Source organism: Gymnodinialimonas sp. (assembly GCF_059726805.1).
In genome coordinates, this window is the sequence record NZ_AP041059.1 from 916,499 (window position 1) to 939,852 (window position 23,354).

The 23,354-nt window shown below is 62.7% G+C and carries 21 protein-coding genes; 10 read left to right on the plus strand and 11 right to left on the minus strand.

The annotated features are described in order from the left end of the window. Positions 1–5 precede the first annotated feature (5 nt). The 4 genes from AC6I9R_RS04605 to AC6I9R_RS04620 form a co-directional block, all read right to left on the minus strand. Positions 6–1,961 carry a CocE/NonD family hydrolase gene (locus AC6I9R_RS04605; protein ID WP_461427648.1) on the minus strand — a complete coding sequence of 652 codons (1,956 nt, stop codon included), beginning with the start codon at positions 1,959–1,961 and terminating at the stop codon, positions 6–8. A gap of 121 nt (positions 1,962–2,082) precedes the next feature. Next, positions 2,083–3,591: an ATP-binding protein gene (locus AC6I9R_RS04610; RefSeq protein WP_461427649.1), complete on the minus strand. Its 1,509-nt coding sequence runs from the start codon at positions 3,589–3,591 to the stop codon at positions 2,083–2,085. Continuing rightward, complete coding sequence (locus AC6I9R_RS04615) at positions 3,579–4,265, minus strand: response regulator (protein ID WP_461427650.1); 687 nt, start codon at positions 4,263–4,265, stop codon at positions 3,579–3,581. Before AC6I9R_RS04615 ends, AC6I9R_RS04610 begins: the two co-directional genes overlap by 13 nt. A gap of 10 nt (positions 4,266–4,275) precedes the next feature. Beyond that, positions 4,276–5,784, minus strand: coding sequence for a DUF4153 domain-containing protein (locus AC6I9R_RS04620; protein WP_461427651.1), 1,509 nt, complete (start codon positions 5,782–5,784; stop codon positions 4,276–4,278). Positions 5,785–5,968: 184 nt separating this feature from the next. On the opposite strand from AC6I9R_RS04620, the gene AC6I9R_RS04625 reads away from it, so the two are divergent. Further along, positions 5,969–7,318 (plus strand): MATE family efflux transporter, encoded by a 1,350-nt coding sequence (locus tag AC6I9R_RS04625; protein WP_461427652.1) that lies wholly within the window; start codon positions 5,969–5,971, stop codon positions 7,316–7,318. Here AC6I9R_RS04625 and AC6I9R_RS04630 read toward each other — a convergent pair. Both AC6I9R_RS04630 and AC6I9R_RS04635 read right to left on the minus strand, forming a co-directional pair. After that, positions 7,315–7,998, minus strand: a complete 684-nt coding sequence (locus AC6I9R_RS04630) for a GntR family transcriptional regulator (RefSeq protein WP_461427653.1) — start codon at positions 7,996–7,998, stop codon at positions 7,315–7,317. The genes AC6I9R_RS04625 and AC6I9R_RS04630 overlap by 4 nt on opposite strands. 92 nt (positions 7,999–8,090) lie before the next feature. Beyond that, entirely contained in the window at positions 8,091–9,353 is a 1,263-nt protein-coding gene (locus AC6I9R_RS04635) for an enolase C-terminal domain-like protein (RefSeq protein WP_461427654.1), read from the minus strand. Between the two features lie 150 nt (positions 9,354–9,503). Here AC6I9R_RS04635 and AC6I9R_RS04640 point away from each other — a divergent pair, with 150 nt between their 5' ends. From AC6I9R_RS04640 to AC6I9R_RS04665, 6 genes are all read left to right on the plus strand, one after another. After that, positions 9,504–10,607, plus strand: coding sequence for an ABC transporter ATP-binding protein (locus AC6I9R_RS04640; protein ID WP_461427655.1), 1,104 nt, complete (start codon positions 9,504–9,506; stop codon positions 10,605–10,607). Beyond that, positions 10,604–11,605 (plus strand): ABC transporter permease, encoded by a 1,002-nt coding sequence (locus AC6I9R_RS04645; protein ID WP_461427656.1) that lies wholly within the window; start codon positions 10,604–10,606, stop codon positions 11,603–11,605. Before AC6I9R_RS04640 ends, AC6I9R_RS04645 begins: the two co-directional genes overlap by 4 nt. A gap of 118 nt (positions 11,606–11,723) precedes the next feature. Continuing rightward, a complete protein-coding gene (locus tag AC6I9R_RS04650; protein WP_461427657.1) occupies positions 11,724–12,605 on the plus strand; it encodes a carbohydrate ABC transporter permease in 882 nt (293 codons plus the stop codon). 29 nt (positions 12,606–12,634) lie between these two features. Further along, the gene (locus tag AC6I9R_RS04655; RefSeq protein WP_461427658.1) at positions 12,635–14,200 is read left to right on the plus strand and encodes a type 2 periplasmic-binding domain-containing protein; all 1,566 of its coding nucleotides are present in this window, start codon (positions 12,635–12,637) and stop codon (positions 14,198–14,200) included. A 75-nt stretch (positions 14,201–14,275) separates the two neighbouring features. Further along, on the plus strand, positions 14,276–16,612 hold the full coding sequence (locus tag AC6I9R_RS04660) for a DUF4962 domain-containing protein (RefSeq protein ID WP_461427659.1): 2,337 nt from the start codon (positions 14,276–14,278) through the stop codon (positions 16,610–16,612). A 30-nt stretch (positions 16,613–16,642) separates the two neighbouring features. Beyond that, positions 16,643–17,386, plus strand: a complete 744-nt coding sequence (locus AC6I9R_RS04665) for an SDR family NAD(P)-dependent oxidoreductase (RefSeq protein ID WP_461427660.1) — start codon at positions 16,643–16,645, stop codon at positions 17,384–17,386. Positions 17,387–17,426: 40 nt separating this feature from the next. On the opposite strand, the gene AC6I9R_RS04670 is transcribed toward AC6I9R_RS04665, so the two are convergent. The 5 genes from AC6I9R_RS04670 to AC6I9R_RS04690 form a co-directional block, all read right to left on the minus strand. Further along, positions 17,427–17,981 (minus strand): GNAT family N-acetyltransferase, encoded by a 555-nt coding sequence (locus AC6I9R_RS04670; protein ID WP_497863063.1) that lies wholly within the window; start codon positions 17,979–17,981, stop codon positions 17,427–17,429. After that, positions 17,974–18,348: a GNAT family N-acetyltransferase gene (locus AC6I9R_RS04675; RefSeq protein ID WP_497863064.1), complete on the minus strand. Its 375-nt coding sequence runs from the start codon at positions 18,346–18,348 to the stop codon at positions 17,974–17,976. The genes AC6I9R_RS04670 and AC6I9R_RS04675 overlap by 8 nt, the downstream gene beginning before the upstream one ends. Before the next feature lie 82 nt (positions 18,349–18,430). Beyond that, positions 18,431–19,156 carry a 2-dehydro-3-deoxy-D-gluconate 5-dehydrogenase KduD gene (gene kduD / locus AC6I9R_RS04680; protein ID WP_461427663.1) on the minus strand — a complete coding sequence of 242 codons (726 nt, stop codon included), beginning with the start codon at positions 19,154–19,156 and terminating at the stop codon, positions 18,431–18,433. Beyond that, positions 19,153–19,980 (minus strand): 5-dehydro-4-deoxy-D-glucuronate isomerase, encoded by an 828-nt coding sequence (kduI, locus tag AC6I9R_RS04685; RefSeq protein WP_461427664.1) that lies wholly within the window; start codon positions 19,978–19,980, stop codon positions 19,153–19,155. Before kduI ends, kduD begins: the two co-directional genes overlap by 4 nt. Before the next feature lie 26 nt (positions 19,981–20,006). Further along, entirely contained in the window at positions 20,007–20,318 is a 312-nt protein-coding gene (locus tag AC6I9R_RS04690; protein WP_461427665.1) for a cupin domain-containing protein, read from the minus strand. A 174-nt stretch (positions 20,319–20,492) separates the two neighbouring features. On the opposite strand from AC6I9R_RS04690, the gene uxuA reads away from it, so the two are divergent. The 3 genes from uxuA (at position 20,493) to AC6I9R_RS04705 (ending at position 23,279) form a co-directional block, all read left to right on the plus strand. Then, positions 20,493–21,641: a mannonate dehydratase gene (gene uxuA / locus AC6I9R_RS04695; RefSeq protein ID WP_461427666.1), complete on the plus strand. Its 1,149-nt coding sequence runs from the start codon at positions 20,493–20,495 to the stop codon at positions 21,639–21,641. Positions 21,642–21,709: 68 nt separating this feature from the next. Then, positions 21,710–22,186 carry a redoxin domain-containing protein gene (locus AC6I9R_RS04700; RefSeq protein WP_461427667.1) on the plus strand — a complete coding sequence of 159 codons (477 nt, stop codon included), beginning with the start codon at positions 21,710–21,712 and terminating at the stop codon, positions 22,184–22,186. 109 nt (positions 22,187–22,295) lie between these two features. Beyond that, positions 22,296–23,279, plus strand: coding sequence for a TRAP transporter substrate-binding protein (locus AC6I9R_RS04705; protein WP_461427668.1), 984 nt, complete (start codon positions 22,296–22,298; stop codon positions 23,277–23,279). Positions 23,280–23,354 lie beyond the last annotated feature (75 nt).

Genomic DNA, 23,354 nt, shown 5'->3' on the forward strand with positions numbered 1-23,354 from the left:
GCGGGCTACATGTGATCGCGGGCGATGGTCTGAGTCCAATCGCGCGTGAAGACGGTCTCGCCGTCCTGGGTTGCCTCGATCCGGGCGTTGATGATCCAGTCCGTGGCCGTGGCGCGCAACTGGCCCGTGGCGATCACACGGCAGAGGTGGCCCCCATGGGTGCGCTCGTTCGTACAGACCTCGACCGCACGGTAGCTGAGCGGGTCGCCCCGCGTGATCGTGTAATCCGAGCGCCGGATATCGCGCCAGGCGATGCCGTAATCCGGATGCGTGGTGGTGCCGCTGTCGCTTTCGACGGTGACGTCGGTCCGGCCACTGGCGCGGTCGCGGGTGCATCGCCGAAAAATGGAGGCGGGGGTGGACGGGAAGGCGGGGCGTGTATCAGCGCCTGCCTGTGGTAGGGTGATTTCAGTGTAAGGCGCGGAGGGCAGTTGCAGCGCGGCGTACTCAAGCGACAGGGTTGCGGTGACATCCGTGGGCGGGGGCAGGATCATCGGGTAGTAGGCGGTGGAGATTGCCAGGCGCAGGCGGTGACCGGGCCGCAGGCGGTAGGCGGTCGCGTCCAGCGTCACGCGCCCCTCTTCCACCCTGCCGGGTGTCATCGCAGCCGGGCTCTCCGAGCCCATGCGGTGAGACAGGTTCAGCACGCCAAGGCTGATGCGGTGGGCCGTGCCGTCGGGATGAACATCGACCAGGCGCGCGATCAGATTGCCCTGGGGCGCATCCAGCGCAATAGGGATTGTCAGCGTCGGGCGTCCGATGATGTCCATGGGGGCGTCCAGGGGCTCGGTCTCAAAGCACACCGACAGGCCGTCGTCGGCGCGCTGATCATCGGGCAGGTCGGTGTCGGCGCCCTGGGTGAAGAACTCGCCGCCGTCCACGCCACAGTCGAGCGGCGTGCTGACCGTGACCTCTCCGCCGCCCTCCGCGCCCAGTTGGCCCGGCGATAGGCGCAGGAGGGTTTCGGTCGCCTCTCCTTGGGTGATTTCGATCCAGCGCCCCGGCTCTCGGATGCGGGTCTGATCGGGGCGGACGGCTTCGGACAGGTACAGGCGGTGGGCGGGCAGAGCCTCGGCGCCCGTGTCGCGGCCTTGCAGGTATTGGCCCCACCACCGCGCGGCTTCGGCGATGAAATCAAGGCGCGGTTCCGGCACCGCGAAATGGGGATAGAGATGCACCCAGGGCCCGCTGATCGCGCGTGCCTTGTCGCCAAGGCCCTCCCGCGCGTCCCAGGGCGTGTTGCGGTAGCCGTCGGCCCATCCGGCGATCACGAGGGCGGGGGCTTGCACAGCGCTGAAATCTTCGCAGATCGAGCCGTGTTTCCAGAAGGCATCACGGCGCTGGTGCGCCATCCAGGGGAACATCAGGGCGGGCAGATGTTCCAACCGGTCCAGCCACTGTGCCCGCCAGCCGTCCCCCACAACGGATGCATCTGGGGGCATCGCCGCGCGGCCCAACATCTGCGTCGCCCAGTAGAGGTTGGCGGACAGATGCGTGCCGCCCTTGAAGTGGATGTCATCGGCAAAGCGGTCCACGGTGGAGGCGATGGAGATCACCGCCTTCAAGGCGGGCGGCTTGCGGGCCGCCAATTGCAACGCGTTGAACCCGCCCCAGGAGATGCCCATCATCCCCACGTTGCCGTTGCACCAGGGTTGCGCCGCGATCCAGGCGATGACGGCCTCGCCATCGCTCAGTTCCTGTTCGGAGTATTCGTCGTCGAAATGCCCCTCGGAATCGCCGGTGCCCCGGATATCGACCCGCACGCCAGCAAGGCCAAGCTTTGCGAAGGCCGGGTAGACGGAAGCGTCGCGCAGCGACGTCCCGTCACGGCGGCGGTAGGGAAGGTATTCGAGCACTGCACCCGCGGGCGGGCCGTCCGGAAGCCAGAGCCTTGCGGCCAGCCGGACGCCATCAGGCATCGGGATCCAGACGGTGGGGACATCTTCAAACGCGGTTTCCATATGCCATCCGCGCTGGAATTGTGGTTCGGGTCAAGGGCGTTGTGCCGGGTGCATCGGGGTGTTTCTCCGGCGGGTTCAAAACTTCGGTCCGACTGAAGCCTGCGCTCTGCTTTACCCAAGTCTACCGCCCGAACGTCACCCGAAAACGGGCGCCTTTCTCGGAAGGCTCCAAAGCGATTTCACCCCCCGTGGCTTCAATGGCCGAACGGACGATGTTGAGGCCCATGCCCGTGCCGCCATCATCGCGGCGGGTGGTGAAGAACGGCTCGAACACGCGGGCGCGGTTGCCCTCACTAATGCCGCAGCCGTCATCCGCGATGGTCATACCGGCCGCGTCGACGGTGATCTTGACCGCGCGCGCGCCATGGTCGGCGGCATTCTCCAGCAGGTGGGTCAGCACCATGCTCAGGATATCCCCGGGGATCGGGGCTGTGGCGTTTTCGGGGGTCACGGTCACGGCCAGGCCGTCGACCTCGGGCCGCACCTGGTCCACCACGCAGGCGCCCCGCAATGGCGCCGCCCCCACGGCGCTGTAGTCACGCATGCGCGCCAGCAGGTCCTCGATCCGTTCTGCGTCACGCAGGATGTTGTCGAGGAACCGCGCGCGGGTCTCGGGGGGCATGTCGTCCTGCATCAACTCAGCCGCGCCTTTGATGGAGGTCAGCGGGGACTTCATCTCATGGCTCACATGGGCCGTATAGGTCGTCAGCGTGTCACGACTTTGGTGCAGACGCTCGGTCAGGGCCTGGAAGCTGCGGGCGAGCGTCTCAACCTCCCGCGTGCCGTAGTGCTCCAGCGGTTCCCATTTGGAGGCGCTGTCCATGGCGTCCGTGCGACGAATAAGCGCCCGCAGCGGTTGCGAGACGAAACGCCAGAAGACGAAACCGATCAGACCGGTCGACAGAAGCACAAAGGCGGCTGCCTGGACCAGGTTCCAGCGCTCGCCATAAAGAAACCGGAAGATGTGGTTTGGCGTTCGGCTGAGGTAAACGACGCCGATGATGTCCTCGCCGACCATGGCAGGCATCGCCACAAAGATCCGAACGCGAGAGCCTTGGGAAAGCGTGTAAAGCGCCCGCTCGCCGGTTTCGCGCACGCGGGTGCGGGCGACGGAGGCGACCTCTCCGTTCAAGGCCAGGGCCACCTCATTGACGTGACCAAGATAGGCGCCGCCCTCGGCACTGCCGCCAATGACGGTGCCATGGCGGTCGAGGAAGCGGTAGCCTGCCAGGGTTTGCTCCTGCGCACGCAGGGCCATGCGCGAAAGCTGCGGGCCAATCTCGGCATAAACAGGTCCGACGGCCTGCGTCGCCGCTAACGCATCTGGGCGCGGCGACAGGATCGCCTGGGGGTTCATGGTGACAGAGGGGAACAACGGCTGGAACGAGCGTTCGGCCGGCAGCACCGTGGGCGTGTCCGGCAGATCGGCGGCCTCGCGGTACAGCTGCTCGTAAGCGGCGGTCAGCACGGCGGCCTGCATCAGCAGGCTCTCTTCGGTCTGTTGCACCAGTTGGTTGGCATAGAAGCGAAACAGGAACAGACCGGCGATGGGCAGGCACAGCACGAGGCCAAGGACCACCAGGATCACCGCCCAAAGGCCGGGCCGCCATTTGCGCCCTACGTCGCGCATGGACCCATCCTTAGGCCGACGCCGTGGATCGTGACAATCGCCTCGTCCAGGCCTGCGTCCTTCAGTTTGGCGCGAAGGTTGCGAATATGGCTATCAATCGTGCGGTCCGAGACGTGGATGTTGCTGCCATAGACCTCATCCACCAGTTGCGCGCGCGACACGACATGATCGGGCCGCCGCATCAGCGCGGCCAGCAGCGCGAATTCGGAGGTCGTCAGCGCGATGTCAGTCTCGCCAATCCGGCAAAGGTGCCGGTCGACATCCACGCTTAGCGCGCCCCGCGACAGCGGGCCGGTCTCGGGTACCACTCGGGCCGCGCGCTTCAGGATCGCCTTGATCCGCGCCACAAGCTCCCGCGGGCTGAAGGGTTTGGTGACATAATCATCGCCGCCGATCTCCATCCCCAGCACGCGGTCGATCTCATCATCGCGGGCGGTCAGGAACAGGATCGGTACGTCCGAGGTCTTGCGCAGCTCTTTGCAGACCTCCAGCCCGTCCCGCTCGGGCAGCCCGATGTCCAGGACCACCAGGTCGAACGCGCCGGATTGCGCTTTGGCCAGGCCCTCCGCCCCGTCCGCCGCGAAGGCGGGGGCGAACCCTGCCGCCTCGACCGCGAAGCCGATCACGTCTTTGATGTTGGGATCGTCATCGACGATCAGAATTCTTGGCGGCATCGGTGGGGCCTCACAGATCGTGGTAAGCTTCTAAGTAACGTTGCAGGCGCCAGCGGCGAAAGCCCCATTCCTGCCAGTGTTCAATCGGCTCGAACCGGATGGCGGGGTAGTTGCCCCGCCCACAGGCGGTTTGGTCGGTAATCTGGCCGTAGTCCATCATCGCCGGGATCACCTGTTCACCCAGGCCGCACAGATAGGCAAGGTCCAGTGCATCGGGCGCCGCGTTGGCCATGTTGTAGTCGGTGATTAAGTAGCTGAAGTTGATGAAGCAGCACAGGTAAAGCGTGCCCGTCAGGGTGATCAGGTTGGCCTTGAGGAGCCAGCTGAACGGGCGATCCTGCACCATCTGGACGATGATCAGCACCAGGCCCACGAAGATCAGCGCCATCCAGATGAAAGCCGCAACGCGCAAGTGGGTAAGGCTGTAGGCCTCCACATAAAGGCCCAGGCGCACGGCGGCGGTCACGACTAGAAACAGCGTCTGCCCCAGCCAAAGATACATGAGCGTGCGCAGGACCGTGTTGCCAGCGACCATGCGATGCGTCGCCATGGCGAAGACCCCCGACAGAAGCGCGGTGACCAAAAGCGGATAGGCACCGCGATGGGCGTAGCCCGCGTAGGTCATCCCCTCGGGGAGCGTTACGCCACCGGTCAGCACGCCTATATCTGATGCGGTTTGCAGCGCGAACATCACATTGAATAGGATCAGCGAGGTGCGAACAGAGGCCGGGTTGATCAGGCCCGTGGAGGGCAGCGTGAAGGAAGGCGGCACGTGATCCCCCGCCCCAAGGCGCGCTTGGAAATGGAGGAGGGGCCATACGAGGCAGGCGGCAACGATCCAGAAGAACGGACGCGTCAGATGCTCGGGCGAAAGGGGCGCGATTGCGGCCAAGCGGCCGATAGATTGCTCGATCAACGGATTGGCGACCGCGAACAGGATCAGGAACAGCACCCCGATGCCCACCGGCAAGGCGGTTGCACGGAAAACGGCGGGGAAGTCCACATCAGTCCCTGCGCGCCGCAGGTCCGAGGCAACGTCGAGAGGGAAGGCGAAGGGCTGAATGACAACGGCGTCGACCACCGTCGTCAGGGCTTGGCTGGCCTTGGGCGAGGTGCCAAGGACCACCCAGATCAGAAGCGCCGCCAATCCCGCAGCGCAGAACATGAGCGACAACGGCTGCACGATCTCAATTACCGGGGCCACGCAGGCGGCCATGAATGCAATGGCCAAAGCGGCCTCGCGCCCGGTGACACCGCCCGGCTTCAGGGCGACCATGCCGGCGGCCAGGGCCAGAGCGTAAAGCGCGACGGATACGCCAAGGTCGCGATCCCAGAACACCTGATCGGCAAGCGCGATCATCAGGGCCAGGGCAGCCAGCGCCTTGGGGGGCAGGCGGGTGCCGTCCAATGGTGGAGTTGCCCCGCCCGAGGCCGCGCCGCCCTCATCAGCATCGATGAACCACCAGGCGTCTTTTTCCAGCCGTGCGGGAACCCCGCGAATAACCAATTGCTCACCCATGAAACCTCTCCTTGTCGTGGTGCGTCTGTTGTTGACGCCAGATCTGGCAGGGGCGTTTGCAGGCGGGCGGTCCTAGTCGTGCAGGTGGAAAGGGCGTTTTGTGCAGGGCTTGTGCAGGGGGCCGTGTTTACATCTGGCATACTAGTCTTCAATATGCTCCTGGAGAGATTGGAAATCCCCCACGATGACGACTGCCCCGACACCTAAGGCGATCTATGCCGTGGCTTGGCCGCTGACGCTCAAGGCGCTGATGCTGCACGGCATCGTGGTGATCGACGCCTACCTGATCTCGTCTCTGGGGGAGGAGGCGCTGGCCGCCATCGGGCTGGCGGGCGCTTTGGCTGGGCTGCTTTTGGGCATCCTCTTCGCCTTTTCAAACGCCACCCAGATCCGCATCGCGCAGTCGTTCGGAGCCTCGGGGGACCTCGGCCTGAAAACGGCGTTCTTTTGCGGGTTGATCATCAACCTGGTGTCGGTCTCCCTCGGGGTACTTGGCGTGGTGATCTTTGGGCAATGGATCATCGACAGCTTCGCCCAGACCGAGGCGATTGCGCGCCAGGCGATAGAGTATCTCAACGTCTTCCTGCTGGTCATCTTCGCCGAGGCCATCGGTCAATGCCTGGGCAGCCACTTCAACGGCTGCGGCAAGACGCGGGTCACGTTCTACAGCTATCTTCTGGCCTTGCCGGTCAACATCATTGCCAGCGTCGTGCTCATCCACGGCCTTTACGGCGCGCCCGAGTTGGGCGTCGCGGGTGCTGCATATGGCAGTGCGCTCGCCTCGCTGACCCGCGCGGTCTTTCTGGGCGTCCAGTTCCACCGCCAGAACCGTCTTTTCCGGGGCGTGCCGGGCTGGTCCCGCGGCAGTCTGTCCTTTGCCCTGAAACGCCACCTGATCTTCTCCTGGCCCATTGCGGCGACGTTCCTCAGCATGACCGTCGGCACCCAGGTCTGCGTGCTCATCTACGCACGGATGAGCGTGAACGACTTCGCCGCCCTCACCCTGATCACACCCTGGGTACAGGTCGCGGGCACTTTCGGGATGTGTTGGGCACAGGCGACCGGCATCATCGTCGCGCAACTGCTGGGGGCGGGCGCGAAAGAGCAGACCTTGGACATCTTCCTCAGCGGCGCGTGGCGGATGGCGTTCGTGGCGGCGGGTGTCGTCTCGGTCATCTACCTGGCGATCTGCCTCGCGTCGCCCTGGATTTACAGCGGGTTGGAGGCAGAGACCCGCGCCACCCTGTGGTGGTTCCTGCCGACGCTGCTGCTATTGCCCTTCCCCAAAGGCTCCAACGCGATCTGCGGCCATACGCTGCGCGCGTCCGGCGACACGCTTTACGTGATGAACATTTTCCTGACGGGCCAATGGGCGTTCAAAGTGCCCGTGACAGCGCTATTCGTGCTGGTTCTGGAATGGCCGGTCGCAGTGGTCTTCGCGCTGGTCTTTATGGAAGAACTCGTCAAATTCCCGCTGTTCCACCGCCGCCTCTGGCGCGGGGATTGGAAACGCGCTGACGTCGCCGGTGCCTAACTCTCGAAGTAGTCGGGGTTGTCTTTGAAGATCGTCTCGATCGTGGCGTCCAGCCGTGAGAGGTGGAACATGCCGACTTCCACGGCCCCCTCCGCATCGCCCGCCTTGATCTTCTCGGCGATGGCGCGGTGATCTTCCAGCAAGTCTTCCATCCGGTCGTCTTTCGACAGGCTGAGCATGCAGAGCCGGTCCACATTGGCCTTCTCGAACGAGATCACCTCGAACGCGAAATCGACCTTTGCGATCCGGCACAACGTCTCGTGGAACTCATAGTCCAGTTTGCCGAAATCCTCATACCGGCCGCCGGGCACCACATGGGCTTGCTGCGCCAGGCAGGCGTCCAGAAGGGCGCTATCGGCGGGCGTTGCTTCACGGGCGGCACGGCGCAGAACCTCGGCCTCCACGCTGGCACGGACAAACCGGGACTTGGTGATTTCCTTCAACGAGAAGCGCTTTACCTCGGTCGCTTTCTGCGGCTGGATCAGCAGCAGATCGAGGTTCGCCAAGCGGCTGAACGCATCGCGGACGGGTTGGCGCGACACGCCGAATTGCGCAGCAATCTCGGCCTCTGAAATCTTGTCGCCGGGCAGCAGTTCCAACGTGGCGATGGCGTTGTGCAAGTGCTCGAACACGACGTCGACGCTGGTTCGGCGGTCTCTGGTGCGTGCAACACTTGGCATTTGGTCGTCCTCCGTTTGGGAAGGGAATAAGGGGCTAGAAGCCGATTGGCCAGTCTTCAGTCAGCCGCGCGGTGTCGGCCTGTCGCTTGTGCCTACCATCTGGGCACTTTGCGAACGTAGTCCGGGATGTATTTGAGCATTTCGTCCGTGTCGTCGCGGTCTTGCACCATGGCTTTGTTATATAAATCATGAAGCTCGGCCACCGCCTCATGGTCCAACTCGACACCCAGACCGGGTCCGTCCGGCACCTGCAACGTCCCGTCCTTGAACGTGGGCCGCCCGCCCTTGATGATCTCTTTCGTCGACCAGGGATAATGGGTGTCGCAGTCATAGGTCAGGTTCGGCGTGGCCGCCGCCACGTGGCACATCGCGGCCAGCGATATCCCGAGGTGAGAGTTCGAATGCATCGAAACACCCAGGTTGGCCGCGCGGCAGATCTCGCCCAGATGCACGGCCCCCGTCGCGCCGCGCCAATAGTGATGGTCTGACAGCACAATCTGCACGGCGTCTTTCTTCACGGCCTCGATGATCTGTTCGAACTCCACCACCACAAGGTTTGTGGCGAGCGGCATATCGGTCTGCGCCGACAGCGCCGCCATCGCGTCCATGCCGCGCACGGGGTCTTCCAGGTACTCCAGAACGCCACCTGCGGTGCCGCCAAGCTGGTCGATCACTTTCAACGTGGTCTCGATCGTCCAACCGCCCATGGGGTCGATCCGCAAGCCGTCATGGGGGAAGGCTTCGCGCAGCTTCAAAAGCGTCTCGACCTCCAGGTCCGGGTGCAGAACGCCGCCCTTCAGTTTCCAGGATTTGAAACCGTATTCCGCGGCAAAATCCTTGGCTTGGGCCACCAGCGTATCGGGCGTCATCACCTCGCCCATGATATCGGGGCCAAAGGTCAGATCCTGCTTGGCAAACTTATAGAAGAGGTAGCCGCCGAAAGGGATTGTCTTGCGCACGGCCCCGCCGAGCAAATCGTACAGCGGTCTCCCTACCTCCTTGCCGCGAATGTCCAGAAGCGCGATCTCGAACGCGGAGTAGACGACATCGATCACCTTGTGATCGGCCAAGGCGGTGGGGGCATTCACCCCGCCACTATTGGGCAGGGCCTCTTCCACGCGGCGGCGCAACTCTCGCAGGTTATAGGGGTCAAGCCCCTCCAGCGTGGGCGCCACGGTTTGCAGGCCGGTAAGCGTGCGTTTCGCGCCGTAGGCCTCTCCCAAACCCACAAGCCCGGTGTCCGTCTTCACCTCGATCACGGCGCGCAGGAACACCGAAGGATGCACCCCTTTGGTGTTCGCCAACGGGACGTCGGGGATGGCGATGGGTGTGACAATGACTTCGGCAATCTTCATGGGGCGTCCCTTTGGATGGGTCACCCTAGGCCGCATGAAATCAAAAAATCAATACTAGTATTCTAGATTGGAGCAACTAGTATACCACTTGAAAACGGCGAATCATTCGCACAGCGCGAAGGGTCGCAGTCCATGGCATCGGGAGGGGTCATGTCCGGCGTAGTACTGAACAACATCGTCAAGGCGTATGGCGCCGTTCAAGTCGTCCATGGGATCGATCTGGAAGTACAGGAAAAGGAATTCGTTGTGCTCGTCGGCCCGTCGGGGTGCGGCAAATCCACAACGCTGCGCATGATCGCGGGCCTCGAAGAAATCTCGGACGGAGAGCTGACCATTGACGAGCGTTTCGTCAACCGCGTCGCCCCGAAGGATCGCGATGTGGCGATGGTGTTCCAGAACTACGCGCTTTATCCGCACCTGAACGTGGCCGATAACATCGCCTTCGGCCTGCGCATCCGCAAGGAAAGCAAGCAGGTCATCGAGGATTCCATCGCGGAAGTCGCGGGCATCCTGGGCTTGCAGGATTATCTGCAGCGCCGTCCCGCCGACCTTTCGGGCGGCCAGCGCCAGCGGGTCGCCATGGGGCGCGCCATCGTGCGCCGCCCCAAGGTTTTCCTCTTTGATGAGCCGCTTTCCAATCTTGATGCCAAGCTTCGCACCCAGATGCGGGCCGAGATCAAGCGCCTGCACAAGCGCCTTGGCGTGACCAGCATCTATGTGACCCATGACCAGGTAGAGGCGATGACCTTGGCCGACAGGATCGTGGTGATGAACGACGGCCGGATCGAGCAGATCGGCACCCCGATGGAGCTGTTCCTCAACCCCGCCAATTCCTTCGTGGCGGGTTTTCTGGGCGCGCCGCCGATGAACCAGATCAAGGCCACGATTGCCGAGGGCGACACCGGGCCCGTGGCGGAATTCGGGGACCAGAAGATCGCGCTGGCGCCGTTGCCGGGGCTGCAAAACGCCGTGGGCCGCGAGGTTATCGTCGGGATCCGGCCCGAATACGCCCAGATCGTGACCGAGCCCACGCCGGGCGCCGTCATGGGCGAATTGGACCTGGTAGAGACGTTGGGTTCGGAGGCTTTGTTGCATCTGACTGTCGCCGGAAAACCCTTCGTGATCCGTACCGAGACTTTGGGCAATATTGAGAAACTCAATGATGTCAAAGGCTTCACTGCCTGCTCAAGCTTGAGCAAGGTGTTTGACGCCAACACAGGCCTGGCCCTCTCCGGCCAGACACGCATCGAATGAGCACGCCGGGCACCAACGTCGGCGGTCCCGCCAAAACGGAAGAGACCGTGATCCTGGCCAAGCAGGCGCTGCACAGGACCCGCCCCTCGCGGATCCAGCGCGTCGGCGATCATCTGCGGCGCGAATGGCAGCTCTATGTCATGCTGATCCCGACGATCATCTGGCTGCTCGTGTTCCTCTACAAGCCGATGTACGGCCTGCAGATCGCCTTCAAGGATTACTCGGTGTTCCGTGGCGTCGCCGCCAGCCCCTGGGTCGGGTTCGAACATTTCGAGACGCTGTTCAACAACGATCAGTTCATCCGCGCCCTGCGCAACACGGTCTATATCAGCTTCCTCAGCCTGATCTTTGGCTTCCCGATGCCGATCCTTCTGGCCCTGATGTTCAACGAGATCCTGCGGGAATGGTTCAAGAAGACCGCGCAGACCATTGTCTACCTGCCCCACTTCATCTCTTCCGTGATCATCGCGGGCATCGTGATCACCGCATTCTCCCCCTCGGCGGGGATCGTGAACACGGTGATCGAATGGTTCGGGGGCGAGTCCGTTTATTTCCTGACAAGGCCCGAATGGTTCAGGCCCATCTTCGTCGGCACAACGATCTGGCAAGAGGCCGGGTTCCAGTCCATCGTCTACCTCGCGGCCATCGCGGGCGTCTCACCCACGCTCTACGAATCCGCGGTGGTAGACGGTGCCTCGCGCTGGCAGATGATGTGGAAGATCACCATCCCGTCGATCCTGCCCACGATCATCATCATGCTGATCATCCGCATCGGCAATATGCTGGAGGTCTCTTTCGAGATGATCATCCTGCTCTATCAGCCCGCCACTTACGAGACGGCGGATGTGGTCAACACCTTCATCTATCGCCAGGGCCTGCAGGGCGGCCAATACGACCTTGCCGCCGCCGCAGGCCTGTTCAACGCGGTCGTGGCCTTCGTCCTTGTGATGAGCGCCAACGCAATTTCCAAGCGCTACTCGCGCACGTCTCTGTGGTGAGGAGGTTGAACGTGTCCTTCAAAAACGACTTCCCTAACCTTGCCGAACGCGTTCGTATCGAACGCTGCCTCGTCAAGACCGGCAAGACGATGATCCTTTTGAAGAAGGACACGTTCTAATGGCCAACATGAACCTCTATTCCCGTGGCGACAAAATGTTCGTCATCCTCAACATGTTCCTGATCACGATCTTCACGATCTCGGCGCTCTATCCGTTCATCTACATCGCGTCGCTTTCCATGAGTTCAGGGTTCGAGGCGCGCGCGGGCAACGTCGTGCTGACGCCCGTGGGCTTCACGCTGGACGCCTATGCGCAGGTCCTGTCGGAACGCATGTTCTGGGTCAGCTACGGCAACACCTTCATCTACACCATCGGCGGCACGCTGATGAGCCTCGCGTTCATCATCCCCGGCGCCTACGCGCTGTCGCGCCGCCAGCTCTATGGCCGCCGCTTCTGGAACCTGATGGTGGCGTTCACCATGTGGTTCCACGCGGGCATGATCCCGTTTTTCCTGAACATGCGCGATCTGGGCCTTTTGGATAGCTACTTCGGCATCATCATCGGTTTCGCGGTGAACGGCTTCAACATCATCCTGCTGCGCAACTTCTTTGAAGGCATCCCCGAGTCCTTTGAAGAGGCTGCGCGCATGGACGGGGCCAATGAATTCCAGGTGCTCTGGAAGGTCTACATGCCGCTTTCCAAACCGGCCATCGCCACGGTTGCGCTGTTCTGCATCGTGTCGCGCTGGAACGGCTTTTTCTGGGCCATGGTGCTGTTGCAGGACGAGGACAAGATCCCCCTGCAAGTCTATCTGCGCCACGTGATACTGGAGCTGAGCGATGACGAGGAATTCTCGACCACGCTTTTGAACTCCACCTATTCGTTCGAGACAGTCAGTGCCGCGATCATTGTCTGCTCGATCATCCCCATCCTGCTCATCTACCCGTTCCTGCAGAAGTATTTCAGCAAGGGCATCATGTTGGGCGGCGTCAAAGAGTGACCAAACGACCGCATAAAGGGAGGAACACTATGCGTAAAATGACATTGGCCTCGGCCATTCTGGCATCGACCGCGCTGACCGCGCCCGTCTTTGCCGACGGACATCTGATGATCGTGGACGAGCCACTTGAGCTGACGATCCACATGCACTGGCCCCGCGCCCAGGGCTACGGTGTGGGCGGCGAGACATCCGAGATTTATCCGGTGGAACTGGAAGCCCGCCGCCTGACCGGTATCTCGCTGACCGACGCGACCGTAGGCGCGAACTCCACCGACGCTGGCGAGGCGATGAACCTGCTTCTGGCGTCCGGCGATCTGCCCGACATCGTCGGCGGTCACCTGATCCGCCAGCCCGTCAATGAGTTCGGCCCCCAGGGTGCTTTCGTGCCGCTCAACGATCTGATCGCCGAGCATGCGCCGAACATCCAGGCCTATTTCGACAGCCATCCAGAGGTCTTCAACTCGATCCAGGCCTACGACGGCAACATCTACTACATCCCCTATCTGCCCGACGGTCAGTTCGGCCGCGCCTATTTCATTCGCCAGGATTGGCTGGATACGCTGGGTCTGGAGCAGCCGCAGAACGTCGAAGAGCTCTATGAGACGCTCGTCGCCTTCCGCGACGGTGATCCGAACGGCAACGGCGAAGCGGATGAGATCCCCTTCTTCGCCCGCAACTGGGAAGAGACCATTCGCCTCGTGACCCTGTGGGACGCGCGCTCGTCCGGCTCGGACACCTACCACGACTTCTACATCACGCCCGAAGGCACGCTGTCCCACCCCTATGCCGAAGACGCCTACCGCGTTGGCTTGGGGAACGTGGCCCAGTGGTACGAGGAAGGGCTGATCGACCCAGAGGTTTTCACGCGCGGCTCGTCCTCGCGCGATTACCTGCTGTCCGAGAACCTCGGCGGCTTCACCCACGATTGGTTCGCCTCGACCTCTGGCTACAACGCCGCGCTGGCTGACGAGATCCCGGGCTTCAACTTCATCCCGTTCCTGCCGCCAGAATCCGCCGGTGGCGTGCGTATGGAAGAGCATCGCCGCATCCCGGTGAAGCCGGATGGTTGGGCGATCAGCTACTCCAACGAGCATGTGGTCGAGACGATCCAATACTTCGACTTCTGGTTCACCGAAGAGGGCCGTCTTCTGTCGAATTTCGGCGTCGAGGGTCAGACCTGGAACATGATCGACGGGGAGCCGGTGTTCACCGACGAGGTTCTGAATGCCGACCAGGCCGTGAACTCTCAGATGTATCTGCAAGGCGCGCAGATCCAGCGCGGCTACTGGCAGGACTACCGCTATGAGTGGCAGTGGACGGCAGAGGCCGCCCGCGAGGGCATCGAGCTTTATGCCGCTAACGATCTGCTGGTCGATCAGTTCCTGGGCGTTGCCTTCACCGAGGACGAGCAGGCCGTTTATGACCGTTACTGGCCGTCCATCCGGACCTACATGCTGGAGCGTCAGCAGGCGTGGGTTCTGGGCTCGGGCGACATCGATGAGGACTGGGATGCCTACATCGAGACGCTGAACGACATGGGCTATCAGGAGGTGATCGAAGTGATCAACTCCGCCTACGCCCGCCAGTACGGCTAAGCCGTTCCAAACCATCGGCGTGTGGCCCTTTCCCGGGCCGCACGCCCTTTCGAGACCCGAGCTGAAAGACGACAGATGTCCGGCCAAACCGCCAAGACCATGATACCGATGCTGGATGAGCCGAAAACGGGTCGTCTGACCATCCAGTACGCCCCCGATGCGGACAGCAAGATCGTGGAGAACCCGCCGCGGTTCACCTGGCTTCCCGTCATCGAAGACGAGGCGCTTTTCGTGCTGCGCCTCAGCACGGACCCTGCCTATCCGGCCGCTGCCACGCAGGTTTTCGCGGGCATCCCATTGAATTTCTTCACCCCGGACGTGGCGCTAGAGGCCGGCGATTACCATTGGTCCTACGCCGTCTGTGACGCGTCCGGTGCGCCCATCACCGCCTGGAGCAGTTCTCGGACCTTCACCATCACCGAAGACCTGCCGCAGACGCCGCTGCCCTCGCGCGCCGATCGGTTCGCCAAGACAACCCGCGCGCACCCGCGCCTGTGGATGACGCCGGACCGTTTGGACGCTTTCCGCAAGGACGTCGCCAAAGACCCCACCACCCACACCTGGGACATCTTCTATGAGAAGTCCGTGACCCCATGGATGGACCGAGAGGTCATGGCCGAGCCCGCAGGCTACCCTGGCCACAAGCGCACCGCGCCCATTTGGCGGCAGACCTATATTGATTGCCAAGAGTTGCTCTACGCCATTCGCCACCTCGCCCTGGGGGGGCAGGTGACGAACGATCAAGCGATGCTCGACCGCGCCAAGGAATGGCTGCTGGAGGCCGCGTCCTGGAACCCCACCGGCACGACGTCCCGCGCCTATACCGACGAATGGGCGTTCCGCGTGAACCTCGCGCTGGCATGGGGCTACGACTGGCTGTTCGACCAGATGACGGAGGAGGAACAGGGACGCGTCCGCGAGGCCCTCCTGGCCCGCACGCGCGAGACCGCCGACCACATCATCAAGAACGCCAACATCCAGCTCTTCCCCTTCGACAGCCACGCCGTGCGCGCCGTCTCGGCCGTGCTGATCCCGGCCTGCATCGCCCTTCTGGACGACGCGCCGGAGGCGGAGGATTGGCTGCACTATTCCGTCGAGTTCCTGTCCACCGTCTACTCCCCCTGGGGCGACAGCGACGGCGGATGGGCGGAAGGCCCGCATTACTGGATGACCGGGATGGCCTACCTGATCGATGCGGCGAACCTTCTGAAAGGCTACTCCGGCATCGACCTCTACCAACGCCCCTTCTTCCAGCGCACGGGCGACTTCCCGCTCTACACCAAGTCCCCCGACACCAAGCGCGCGACCTTTGGCGACGACAGCACCATGGGCGATTTGCCTTCGGTCAAGATCGGCTACAACCTGCGTCAGTTCGCAGGCGTGACGGGCAACGGCGCGTACCAATGGTATTACGACGAGATCAAACGCACGAACCCGGGCACCGAGATGGCGTTCTACAACTGGGGTTGGTGGGACTTCAATTTTGACGAGCTCGCATACCGCACCGACTTCCCGGTGATCGAGGCCGTGCCGCCCGCCGACGATGACCAGCTACGTTGGTTCCAGGGCATCGGGTGGGCCGCGATCCAGCACCGGATGCAGGACTCGGACAACCATATTCAATTCGTGATGAAGTCCTCTCCCTTCGGGGCGATCAGCCACAGCCACGGCGACCAGAACGCCTTTTGTCTGGCGGGCTTTGGCGAGGATCTCGCAATCCAATCCGGGCACTACGTGGCGTTCAATTCCACCATGCACCAAGCGTGGCGGCGTCAGACGGTGTCCAAGAACGGCATCCTGATCAACGGCAAGGGCCAATACGCGGGCAAGGACAAGGTTATGGCCATGGCATCCGCGGGCCAGATCAACGTGGCCGAGGCGCGCGAGGATCATATCTTCATCCAGGGCGACGCGACCGCTGCCTACCGGACGATGACGCCCGAGGTCACCTCGGTCACCCGCGACGTCTATTTCGTGCGCAACCAGTACTTCGTCATCGTCGACAACATCGACGCCACGGGCGCGGTGGAAATCGACTGGCTGCTCCACACCAATGCGCCGATGACCCTGGGCGAAAGCACCTTCCGGTACGCGGGCGAACGCGCCGGGTTCTACGGCAAGTTCCTGTGGTCCGAAGCAGGCCAGCCAACGCTCACCCAGAACACCGGCTTTCCAGGCGTCGACCCGTCCGAATACGACGGGCTGCCTGTCAGCACCTGCCTGACGGCGCGCTTCCCCAAGGCCACCCGCCACCGCATCGCGACACTTTTGGTGCCTTACCCCAACAGTGCCCCGCGACGGGTGTTCAGCTTCCTGGACGACCAGGGATACGACTGCGACCTCTATTTCACCGATGCCGACGACCAAAGCTTCAAGGTGATTGTTCCAAAAACATTCGATGTTGGCGCCTAGCCAACTCTCAAACAACAAAGGGAAAGCCCCATGAAACTTGGCGGAAAAACAGCGATTATCACAGGCGGTGGGCGCGATATTGGGCGGGCATGTGCTGTTCGATTGGCCGCAGAAGGCGCGAATGTGGTGATCAACTACTTCGCCAGCTCGACCGGCGCGGATGAGACGGTGGCCGAGATCATGGCAGCCGGTGGCAAGGCTGTGGCCGTGCAAGGCGATTTGACCACGCAAGCGGGTGTGGACGCGCTTGTTGGCAAAGCGGTCGAGGAATTCGGCGGCGTCGACGTGTTGGTCAACAACTCCGGTGGTCTGGTCGCACGCAAGACATTCGCGGAGATGACGCTGGAGCATTGGAATGAAGTGATGACGCTCAACGTCACCAGCACCTTCCTGATGATCAAGGCCGTGGGTCCGCATATGGGCAAGGGCACGATCGTGAACATCGCCAGCCAAGCGGCGCGCGACGGCGGGGGCCCCGGCTCGGTGCCCTATGCGTCCTCAAAGGGCGCGGTGATGACGATGACGCGCGGCTTGGCGAAAGAGCTGGGGCCAGACGTGCGCGTCAACGGCCTCTGCCCCGGCATGGTCGACACGGATTTTCACAACATCCACACGCCTGATGCGGGCCGTCGCGCGTTCGAGGCGAACGCGCCGGTCAAACGCCAAGGCGTGCCGATGGATGTGGCCAATCTGGTGCTCTTCCTGGCCTGTGATGACAGCGCGTTCATGACCGGCACCAACATCGACATCAACGGCGGTATGTTGTTCAGCTAGGCCAATGGGGGAGGGCGTCAGGCCCTCCCGTCACCCCGCATCAATGTGTCCGGTAAAGCCCGACACCGTGACGCCAATGCACATCCTTATAGACCAGCGTACCGGTCATGGAGGGCGTGTAGGCCGACAGCCGCGCCATCTGGAACGCCCGTTCGGGTATGCGCAAGGAAGGCCGCCGGATGCCCAGGGGCTCGGCGGCCTCAAACCCCCGCGAGCCATAATAGTGGTGGCTTCCTTCCAGGATCACGAACGGCACGCCCTGGGCATCAGCCGCTGCTAGCGCGGCCGCGATCAAAGCCGTGCCAATGCCAAGCCGTTGATGGGGCGGGTCCACGGCGAGCGGTGACAGGACCATGACGTCAATCAACCGCTCCGCCCCGTCCAGCCACGCGTGCGACAGCATCACATGCCCGACGGGCGGGTGGTCGCCATAAGCGGCGACAAGGGAAAGGGTGGGCAGCGGCGCCTTTGCCTGGCGGAGGTCCTGGACCAGCGCTGGCAAGTCCGCGCTTTCAAACGCGGCTTCGTTTAGGGTGTGGACAGCGTCGTGATCGTCTGGCGCTTCGGGCCGGATGTGCAGGGACATGTCAGACATCCGCGGCCTGCCGCGCCCAGGTCATCCGCACGTCTGGGGTCTTCTCCACATTGCGGCTGCCGTCCGTTCGCTCCGCCTCAACAAACCCGTGCCCGGCATAGAACGCGCGCGCGGCGTGGTTCTGCTCGAACACCCATAGCTGGAGGTGACGCGCGCCGTCTTTGGCCCAGGCGATGAAGGCCGATCCCAAACCCTGCCCTTGGTGATCGGGATGAATGTAGAGCTGTTCGAGCCATCCTTCGTGGACGCCACAGAACCCTGCTACGGCGCCGTCAACCTCGGCCACTGCGAAGGTCTGCTCCACCACGACCCTGGTGAAGAACTTGGTATCACCGTCGAGAGAATGCAGCACCGGTAGCCACGGCATCGCCGTTGATGACGAGATACGGTTGACGATTGCAATGGCGGGGGCGTCGTGGACGGTTGCGGGCCTTATCATGCCGCTGACCCTAGCGAGCCAGCCACCCGCCGTCGACGTTCAACACCGCCCCGTGAATGTAGTTCGCGGCGGGTGAGGCGAGGAAAACCGCCGTCTCGGCGATGTCATCGGCCCGGCCCCAGCGACCTGCCGGGATGCGGTCCAGGATCGCTTTGTTGCGGTCCGGGTCGGCGCGCAGGGCCTCGGTATTGTTGGTCTCGATATATCCGGGCGCGATGGCATTAACGTTGATGCCCTTGGCCGCCCATTCGTTGCACATGATCTTCGTGAGGCCCGCGATGCCGTGCTTTGACGCGGTGTAACTCGGCACCCGGATGCCGCCCTGGAACGACAATAGCGAGGCGACGTTGACGATTTTGCCGGCACCTCGCGGCAGGGCAGCCTTGGCGAAAGCCTGGCAGGTGAAAAACGCGGCCTTCAGGTTGACGTCCATGACGTCATCCCAATCAGACTCGGTGAAGTCCACGATATCGTCGCGCCGGATGATGCCCGCGTTATTCACCAGAATGTCCACCTGACGTTCCGCGAAGACATCCCTTGCGGCCATCGGGTCAGTGAAATCCAACGAAAGCGCCTCGGCGCTGGCGATCTGGCCCACCGTCTCGTCACAAGAAGACCGCCCGGCGCAGATCACATGGGCGCCAGCCCGGCCCATGGCGACGGCAATCGCCTGGCCAATCCCGGTGTTGGCCCCGGTGACGAGCGCCGTCTGACCGTCCAGAGAAAACGGGTTCATCGCAAGCTGTCCATGGCGACCATATCCATATCGGCGAAGTCGACGTTGTCGCCCGCCATCGCCCAACAAAACGTATAGGCAGAGGTGCCCGCGCCGCAGTGGATCGACCAGGGCGGCGAAATCACCGCCTCTTCATTGGCCATGACAAGGTGGCGGGTTTCCTCGGGCTTGCCCATGAAATGGAAAACCCGCGCGTCTTCGGGCAGTTCAAAATACAGGTAGGCTTCCATCCTGCGATCGTGCAGGTGCGCGGGCATGGTGTTCCAGAGAGAGCCCGGTTGGAATTGCGTGTAGCCCATCAGCAGTTGACACGTCTCGCAGACCTCGGGGTGGAGGAACTGGATGATGACCCGCTCATTCGCCGTCTCGCGCGATCCCAATTCAACTCGGCGCGCATCGGATAGCTTGATCAGCTTGGTGGGGCAGGTGCGGTGCGCGGGCGACGAAGTGATGTAGAAGCGTCCCGCGCCCGAGAAAGTCACGGCCCCCGCGCCCATGCCGACGTACAGCAGCTCTCCGCGTTCCAGCGTGTGGGTGTCGCCGCCGACGGACACCTGTCCGGTATCGCCGATGTTCAGGATCCCCATCTCACGGCGATCCAGGAAGCTCGGCGTGCCGGTTTCGGCCATGTGATCCAGCGTCAACGTGTCCGCGCCCGGCACAGCTGACCCGAGAATCAGCCGATCATAATGGGTGTAGACCAGGTTGATCTCTCCCTCCCCAAACAGCCCATCCTTGTGGAAATGGCTGCGCAACCCGTCGGTATCGAGCGTCTTGGCATGGGTGGGATCAATCGCGTAGCGCGTTTCGGTCTTCAAGGTCATAGGGCTCGTCTTTCAAAGAGGGGGCGTTACAAAAAATCGTCGCGGCGCGGGGTGAAGCAATCCACCAGGCGGCCGGGCTCCAGGCACACGCAGCCATGCACGGCGTTGGAGGGGATCACGAAGCTGTCCCCCGGGCCGACTTCCATCGGCTCTCCATCCAGCGTGAAGCGAAAGCGACCGCTTTCGACGAACGTCGATTGGACGTGGACGTGGTTGTGCAACGCGCCCTCGGCCCCTTCGGCGCCAAAGGTAAAGGCCACGACCATCAGGTCGGGATGGTCTGCAAGCACCTGACGGGTGACGTTTTCACCGGCCTCCACGATGGGAAATTCGGTCATGGTTTCGCTCTTTCACTCAACACTTTTCCTATCTGGTATGATAGTATACCAGTTTGAGTAAGGGAAGCAGATTGTGCATCCGTTTGGGTTTCACCCAGGCGATTGTTCAGTTGCCGGGGCGCGGTTTGACCCCGATAGTCGGACCGAGCGGTGCAGGGGCAAAGGGGATAAGGAATGCGGGAAACGTGGCGTTGGTTCGGGCCGCTTGATGCGCTGACCCTGCCCGAGATCGCCCAAACGGGTGCCGCCGGGATCGTCACGGCGCTGCATGAGGTTCCTTACGGCGAGATCTGGAGCGCAGAGGCCATTGCGGACCGCAATGCTCAGATCAAGGCATCGGGCTTTACCTGGGATGTCGTTGAAAGCCTGCCGATCCACGAGGCGATCAAACGCGGCGATGGGGACCTCAGCGGCCTGTTCGCCAATTACCGCCAGTCCATGGCCAACCTTGTGGCCAATGGCGTGCGCACGATCTGTTACAATTTTATGCCCCTCCTGGACTGGACCCGCACCGACCTTGCCCATCCCCTGCCGCGTGGCGGCACCTGCCTGAGGTTCGAAGCAGCCAAGATGGCCGCGTTCGAGGTCTATATGGTCCAGCGTGATGGCGCAGAAGAGGCCTATGGTGCAGAGGTGCTTTCCGCCGCCCGTGTCTGGTTCGACGACGCCAGTGAGGCGCAGCAAGCCGAGCTGCTGAAGGCCGTCATGTCCGGCCTGCCCGGCGCCTACGACCGCTATGACATCATCGAGTTGCGCAGTGCCCTCAAGGCCTACGACGGCCTTACCCACGCTGACCTGCGTGCCAACCTCAAGCGGTTCCTGGAAGAAATCATCCCCACCGCTCAAGATCTTGGCATGGCGATGTGCATCCACCCCGACGACCCACCCCGCGATATCCTTGGGCTGCCGCGCATCATGTCGAACGCCAAGGACATCGCCTGGATGCTGGACGCCGTTGACGCGCCGGAAAACGGGCTGACCCTTTGCACCGGTTCCCTCGGCGCCAATCCGGCCAATGATTTGCCCGACATCGCCCGCCGCTTCGGGGACCGCATTCACTTCGCCCATCTGCGCAATGTCGCCAAAGACCCCGATGGCTCCTTTCAAGAGGCGGCGCATCTGGAAGGCGACACCGATATGGTCGCCGTCATTGATGAGTTGCTGGAGGCGGAAAGCCGACGCGGCACCGCGATTCCCTTTCGCCCCGACCACGGCCATGACCTACTGGATGACGTCGGCCGCGAAACCCACCCGGGCTACCCGCTGATCGGGCGACTGCGGGGTTTGTCTGAACTGCGCGGCGTCATCGCGGCCCTCACCTGATCCCCCCCTTAAACAAAGGTTCCAACATGCCCACTCCTAAACCTGTCGCCGGGGCCACGCTTGCCCCCATGTCTTTTCCGCAAGCCGGGGGCGGAACGCTCACCGTGGGCGGCACCCGCACGAATTGGACCCTTCTGACGGTCTATCGCGGCAAGCACTGCCCGCGCTGCAAGAAATACCTCAACATCCTCGATGGCATGCGCGCCCAATGGCAGGACGCCGGGTTCGACATTGCGGTGGTCTCGGCCGATACGGAAGAGAAGGCGCTGGCGGATCAGGCAGAGTTTGGCTGGGGGTTTGACCTGGGTTACGGCCTGACCGAGGCGCAGATGGAGACCCTTGGCCTGTTCGTGACCGAGCCGCTGTCTGGCGCCGAAACGGATCGCCGTTTCGCAGAGCCGGGCACCTTTGTGATCCGCCCCGACGGCAGCATTTTGTTGATCGCCATCTCCAACGGACCGTCCGCGCGGCCCGAGTTGAGCGAGTTGCTCGATGGCATGATCTTCACCAAAAACAACGACCGTCCGCCGCGCGGCACGGTTTGAAGTTGGATTGACTCACGCTCGCCATAGCTATACTAGTATTCTAGTCCGCAGGAGGGAGGTCTGAACGACCAGAAGCTGCGGTGCGATCAAAACGATCTGGGAGGATCATATGTCACGGACTTTCACACTCAGCAGCACCGTCCTCGCGGGCTGCCTCGCGGTTGCGGCATCGACGGCTTCGGCCCAGGACCTGCGCGGCTGGAACATCCACGTCGAGGATTACCCCGTCTCCATCGCGATGGAATCCTTCATGGAGGAAGTGACCGAGGCCACCGGCGGCGCCGTCACGGGGACGATCTTCCACAACGGCGTTCTGGGCAGCCAGCCCGACGCGATTGAACAGGTCCGCCTCGGCGCGCTCGACTTCGGTGTTTTCTCGCTGGGTCAGATGGGTACGTCTGTGCCTGAGACCAACGTCGTCTCGTTGCCGTTCATCTTTGGCTCCATCCCTGAGATGTATGAGCTGATGGACGGCGAAGTGGGTGACGCGATCAGCGCGGGCATGCAGGAACGCGGTATCATCGCACTGGGTTGGTACGACGCGGGCGCGCGCTCGTTCTACAACTCCATCCGTCCGATCAACACGCCTGCCGATGTGGAAGGCCTGAAGATCCGCGTGATGAACAACAACCTGTTCGTCATGATGGTCGAAGCGATGGAGGGCAACGCGACGCCCATGGCTTTCGCCGAGGTCTACCAGTCGATCCAGACCGGTGTTGTGGACGGGGCCGAGAACAACCCGCCCTCCTACGAGAGCACCAGCCACTTCGAGGTTGCGCAGTATTACTCGCTGACCGAGCACCTGATCATCCCCGAATGCCTCTGCATGAGCCTGCGCGCCTGGGAGGCCCTGTCGCCCGAGCATCAGGAAATCGTCATGGCCGCAGGGCGCGCCAGCGCCGAGTTGCAGCGCGAGCTGTGGCAGGCCCGTGAAGCGGCCTCCATGGAGATCGTGGAAGCCGGCGGCACCATCGTGAACATGATCGCCGACAAGGGCCCGTTCCAAGAGGCCATGGCCCCGGTCTACGAGCAGTTCCTGGCTGACAATCCGGACATGGCGGACTTGGTCAACCTGATCCGCGGCACCGAATAAGACGGTCGCATAAGATCACTTTGGTGGTCCGCGTTGCATTGTGATGCGGGCCACTGCACGATCCACTACTCACGC

Excerpts from the sequence above, each read along its gene's own strand:
- AC6I9R_RS04605 (WP_461427648.1), bottom strand. The coding sequence starts at position 1,961 with ATGGAAACCGCGTTTGAAGATGTCCCCACCGTCTGGATCCCGATGCCT.
- AC6I9R_RS04610 (WP_461427649.1), bottom strand. The coding sequence starts at position 3,591 with ATGCGCGACGTAGGGCGCAAATGGCGGCCCGGCCTTTGGGCGGTGATC.
- AC6I9R_RS04615 (WP_461427650.1), bottom strand. The coding sequence starts at position 4,265 with ATGCCGCCAAGAATTCTGATCGTCGATGACGATCCCAACATCAAAGAC.
- AC6I9R_RS04620 (WP_461427651.1), bottom strand. The coding sequence starts at position 5,784 with ATGGGTGAGCAATTGGTTATTCGCGGGGTTCCCGCACGGCTGGAAAAA.
- AC6I9R_RS04625 (WP_461427652.1), top strand. The coding sequence starts at position 5,969 with ATGACGACTGCCCCGACACCTAAGGCGATCTATGCCGTGGCTTGGCCG.
- AC6I9R_RS04630 (WP_461427653.1), bottom strand. The coding sequence starts at position 7,998 with ATGCCAAGTGTTGCACGCACCAGAGACCGCCGAACCAGCGTCGACGTC.
- AC6I9R_RS04635 (WP_461427654.1), bottom strand. The coding sequence starts at position 9,353 with ATGAAGATTGCCGAAGTCATTGTCACACCCATCGCCATCCCCGACGTC.
- AC6I9R_RS04640 (WP_461427655.1), top strand. The coding sequence starts at position 9,504 with ATGTCCGGCGTAGTACTGAACAACATCGTCAAGGCGTATGGCGCCGTT.
- AC6I9R_RS04645 (WP_461427656.1), top strand. The coding sequence starts at position 10,604 with ATGAGCACGCCGGGCACCAACGTCGGCGGTCCCGCCAAAACGGAAGAG.
- AC6I9R_RS04650 (WP_461427657.1), top strand. The coding sequence starts at position 11,724 with ATGGCCAACATGAACCTCTATTCCCGTGGCGACAAAATGTTCGTCATC.
- AC6I9R_RS04655 (WP_461427658.1), top strand. The coding sequence starts at position 12,635 with ATGCGTAAAATGACATTGGCCTCGGCCATTCTGGCATCGACCGCGCTG.
- AC6I9R_RS04660 (WP_461427659.1), top strand. The coding sequence starts at position 14,276 with ATGTCCGGCCAAACCGCCAAGACCATGATACCGATGCTGGATGAGCCG.
- AC6I9R_RS04665 (WP_461427660.1), top strand. The coding sequence starts at position 16,643 with ATGAAACTTGGCGGAAAAACAGCGATTATCACAGGCGGTGGGCGCGAT.
- AC6I9R_RS04670 (WP_497863063.1), bottom strand. The coding sequence starts at position 17,981 with ATGTCTGACATGTCCCTGCACATCCGGCCCGAAGCGCCAGACGATCAC.
- AC6I9R_RS04675 (WP_497863064.1), bottom strand. The coding sequence starts at position 18,348 with ATGCCGTGGCTACCGGTGCTGCATTCTCTCGACGGTGATACCAAGTTC.
- kduD (WP_461427663.1), bottom strand. The coding sequence starts at position 19,156 with ATGAACCCGTTTTCTCTGGACGGTCAGACGGCGCTCGTCACCGGGGCC.
- kduI (WP_461427664.1), bottom strand. The coding sequence starts at position 19,980 with ATGACCTTGAAGACCGAAACGCGCTACGCGATTGATCCCACCCATGCC.
- AC6I9R_RS04690 (WP_461427665.1), bottom strand. The coding sequence starts at position 20,318 with ATGACCGAATTTCCCATCGTGGAGGCCGGTGAAAACGTCACCCGTCAG.
- uxuA (WP_461427666.1), top strand. The coding sequence starts at position 20,493 with ATGCGGGAAACGTGGCGTTGGTTCGGGCCGCTTGATGCGCTGACCCTG.
- AC6I9R_RS04700 (WP_461427667.1), top strand. The coding sequence starts at position 21,710 with ATGTCTTTTCCGCAAGCCGGGGGCGGAACGCTCACCGTGGGCGGCACC.
- AC6I9R_RS04705 (WP_461427668.1), top strand. The coding sequence starts at position 22,296 with ATGTCACGGACTTTCACACTCAGCAGCACCGTCCTCGCGGGCTGCCTC.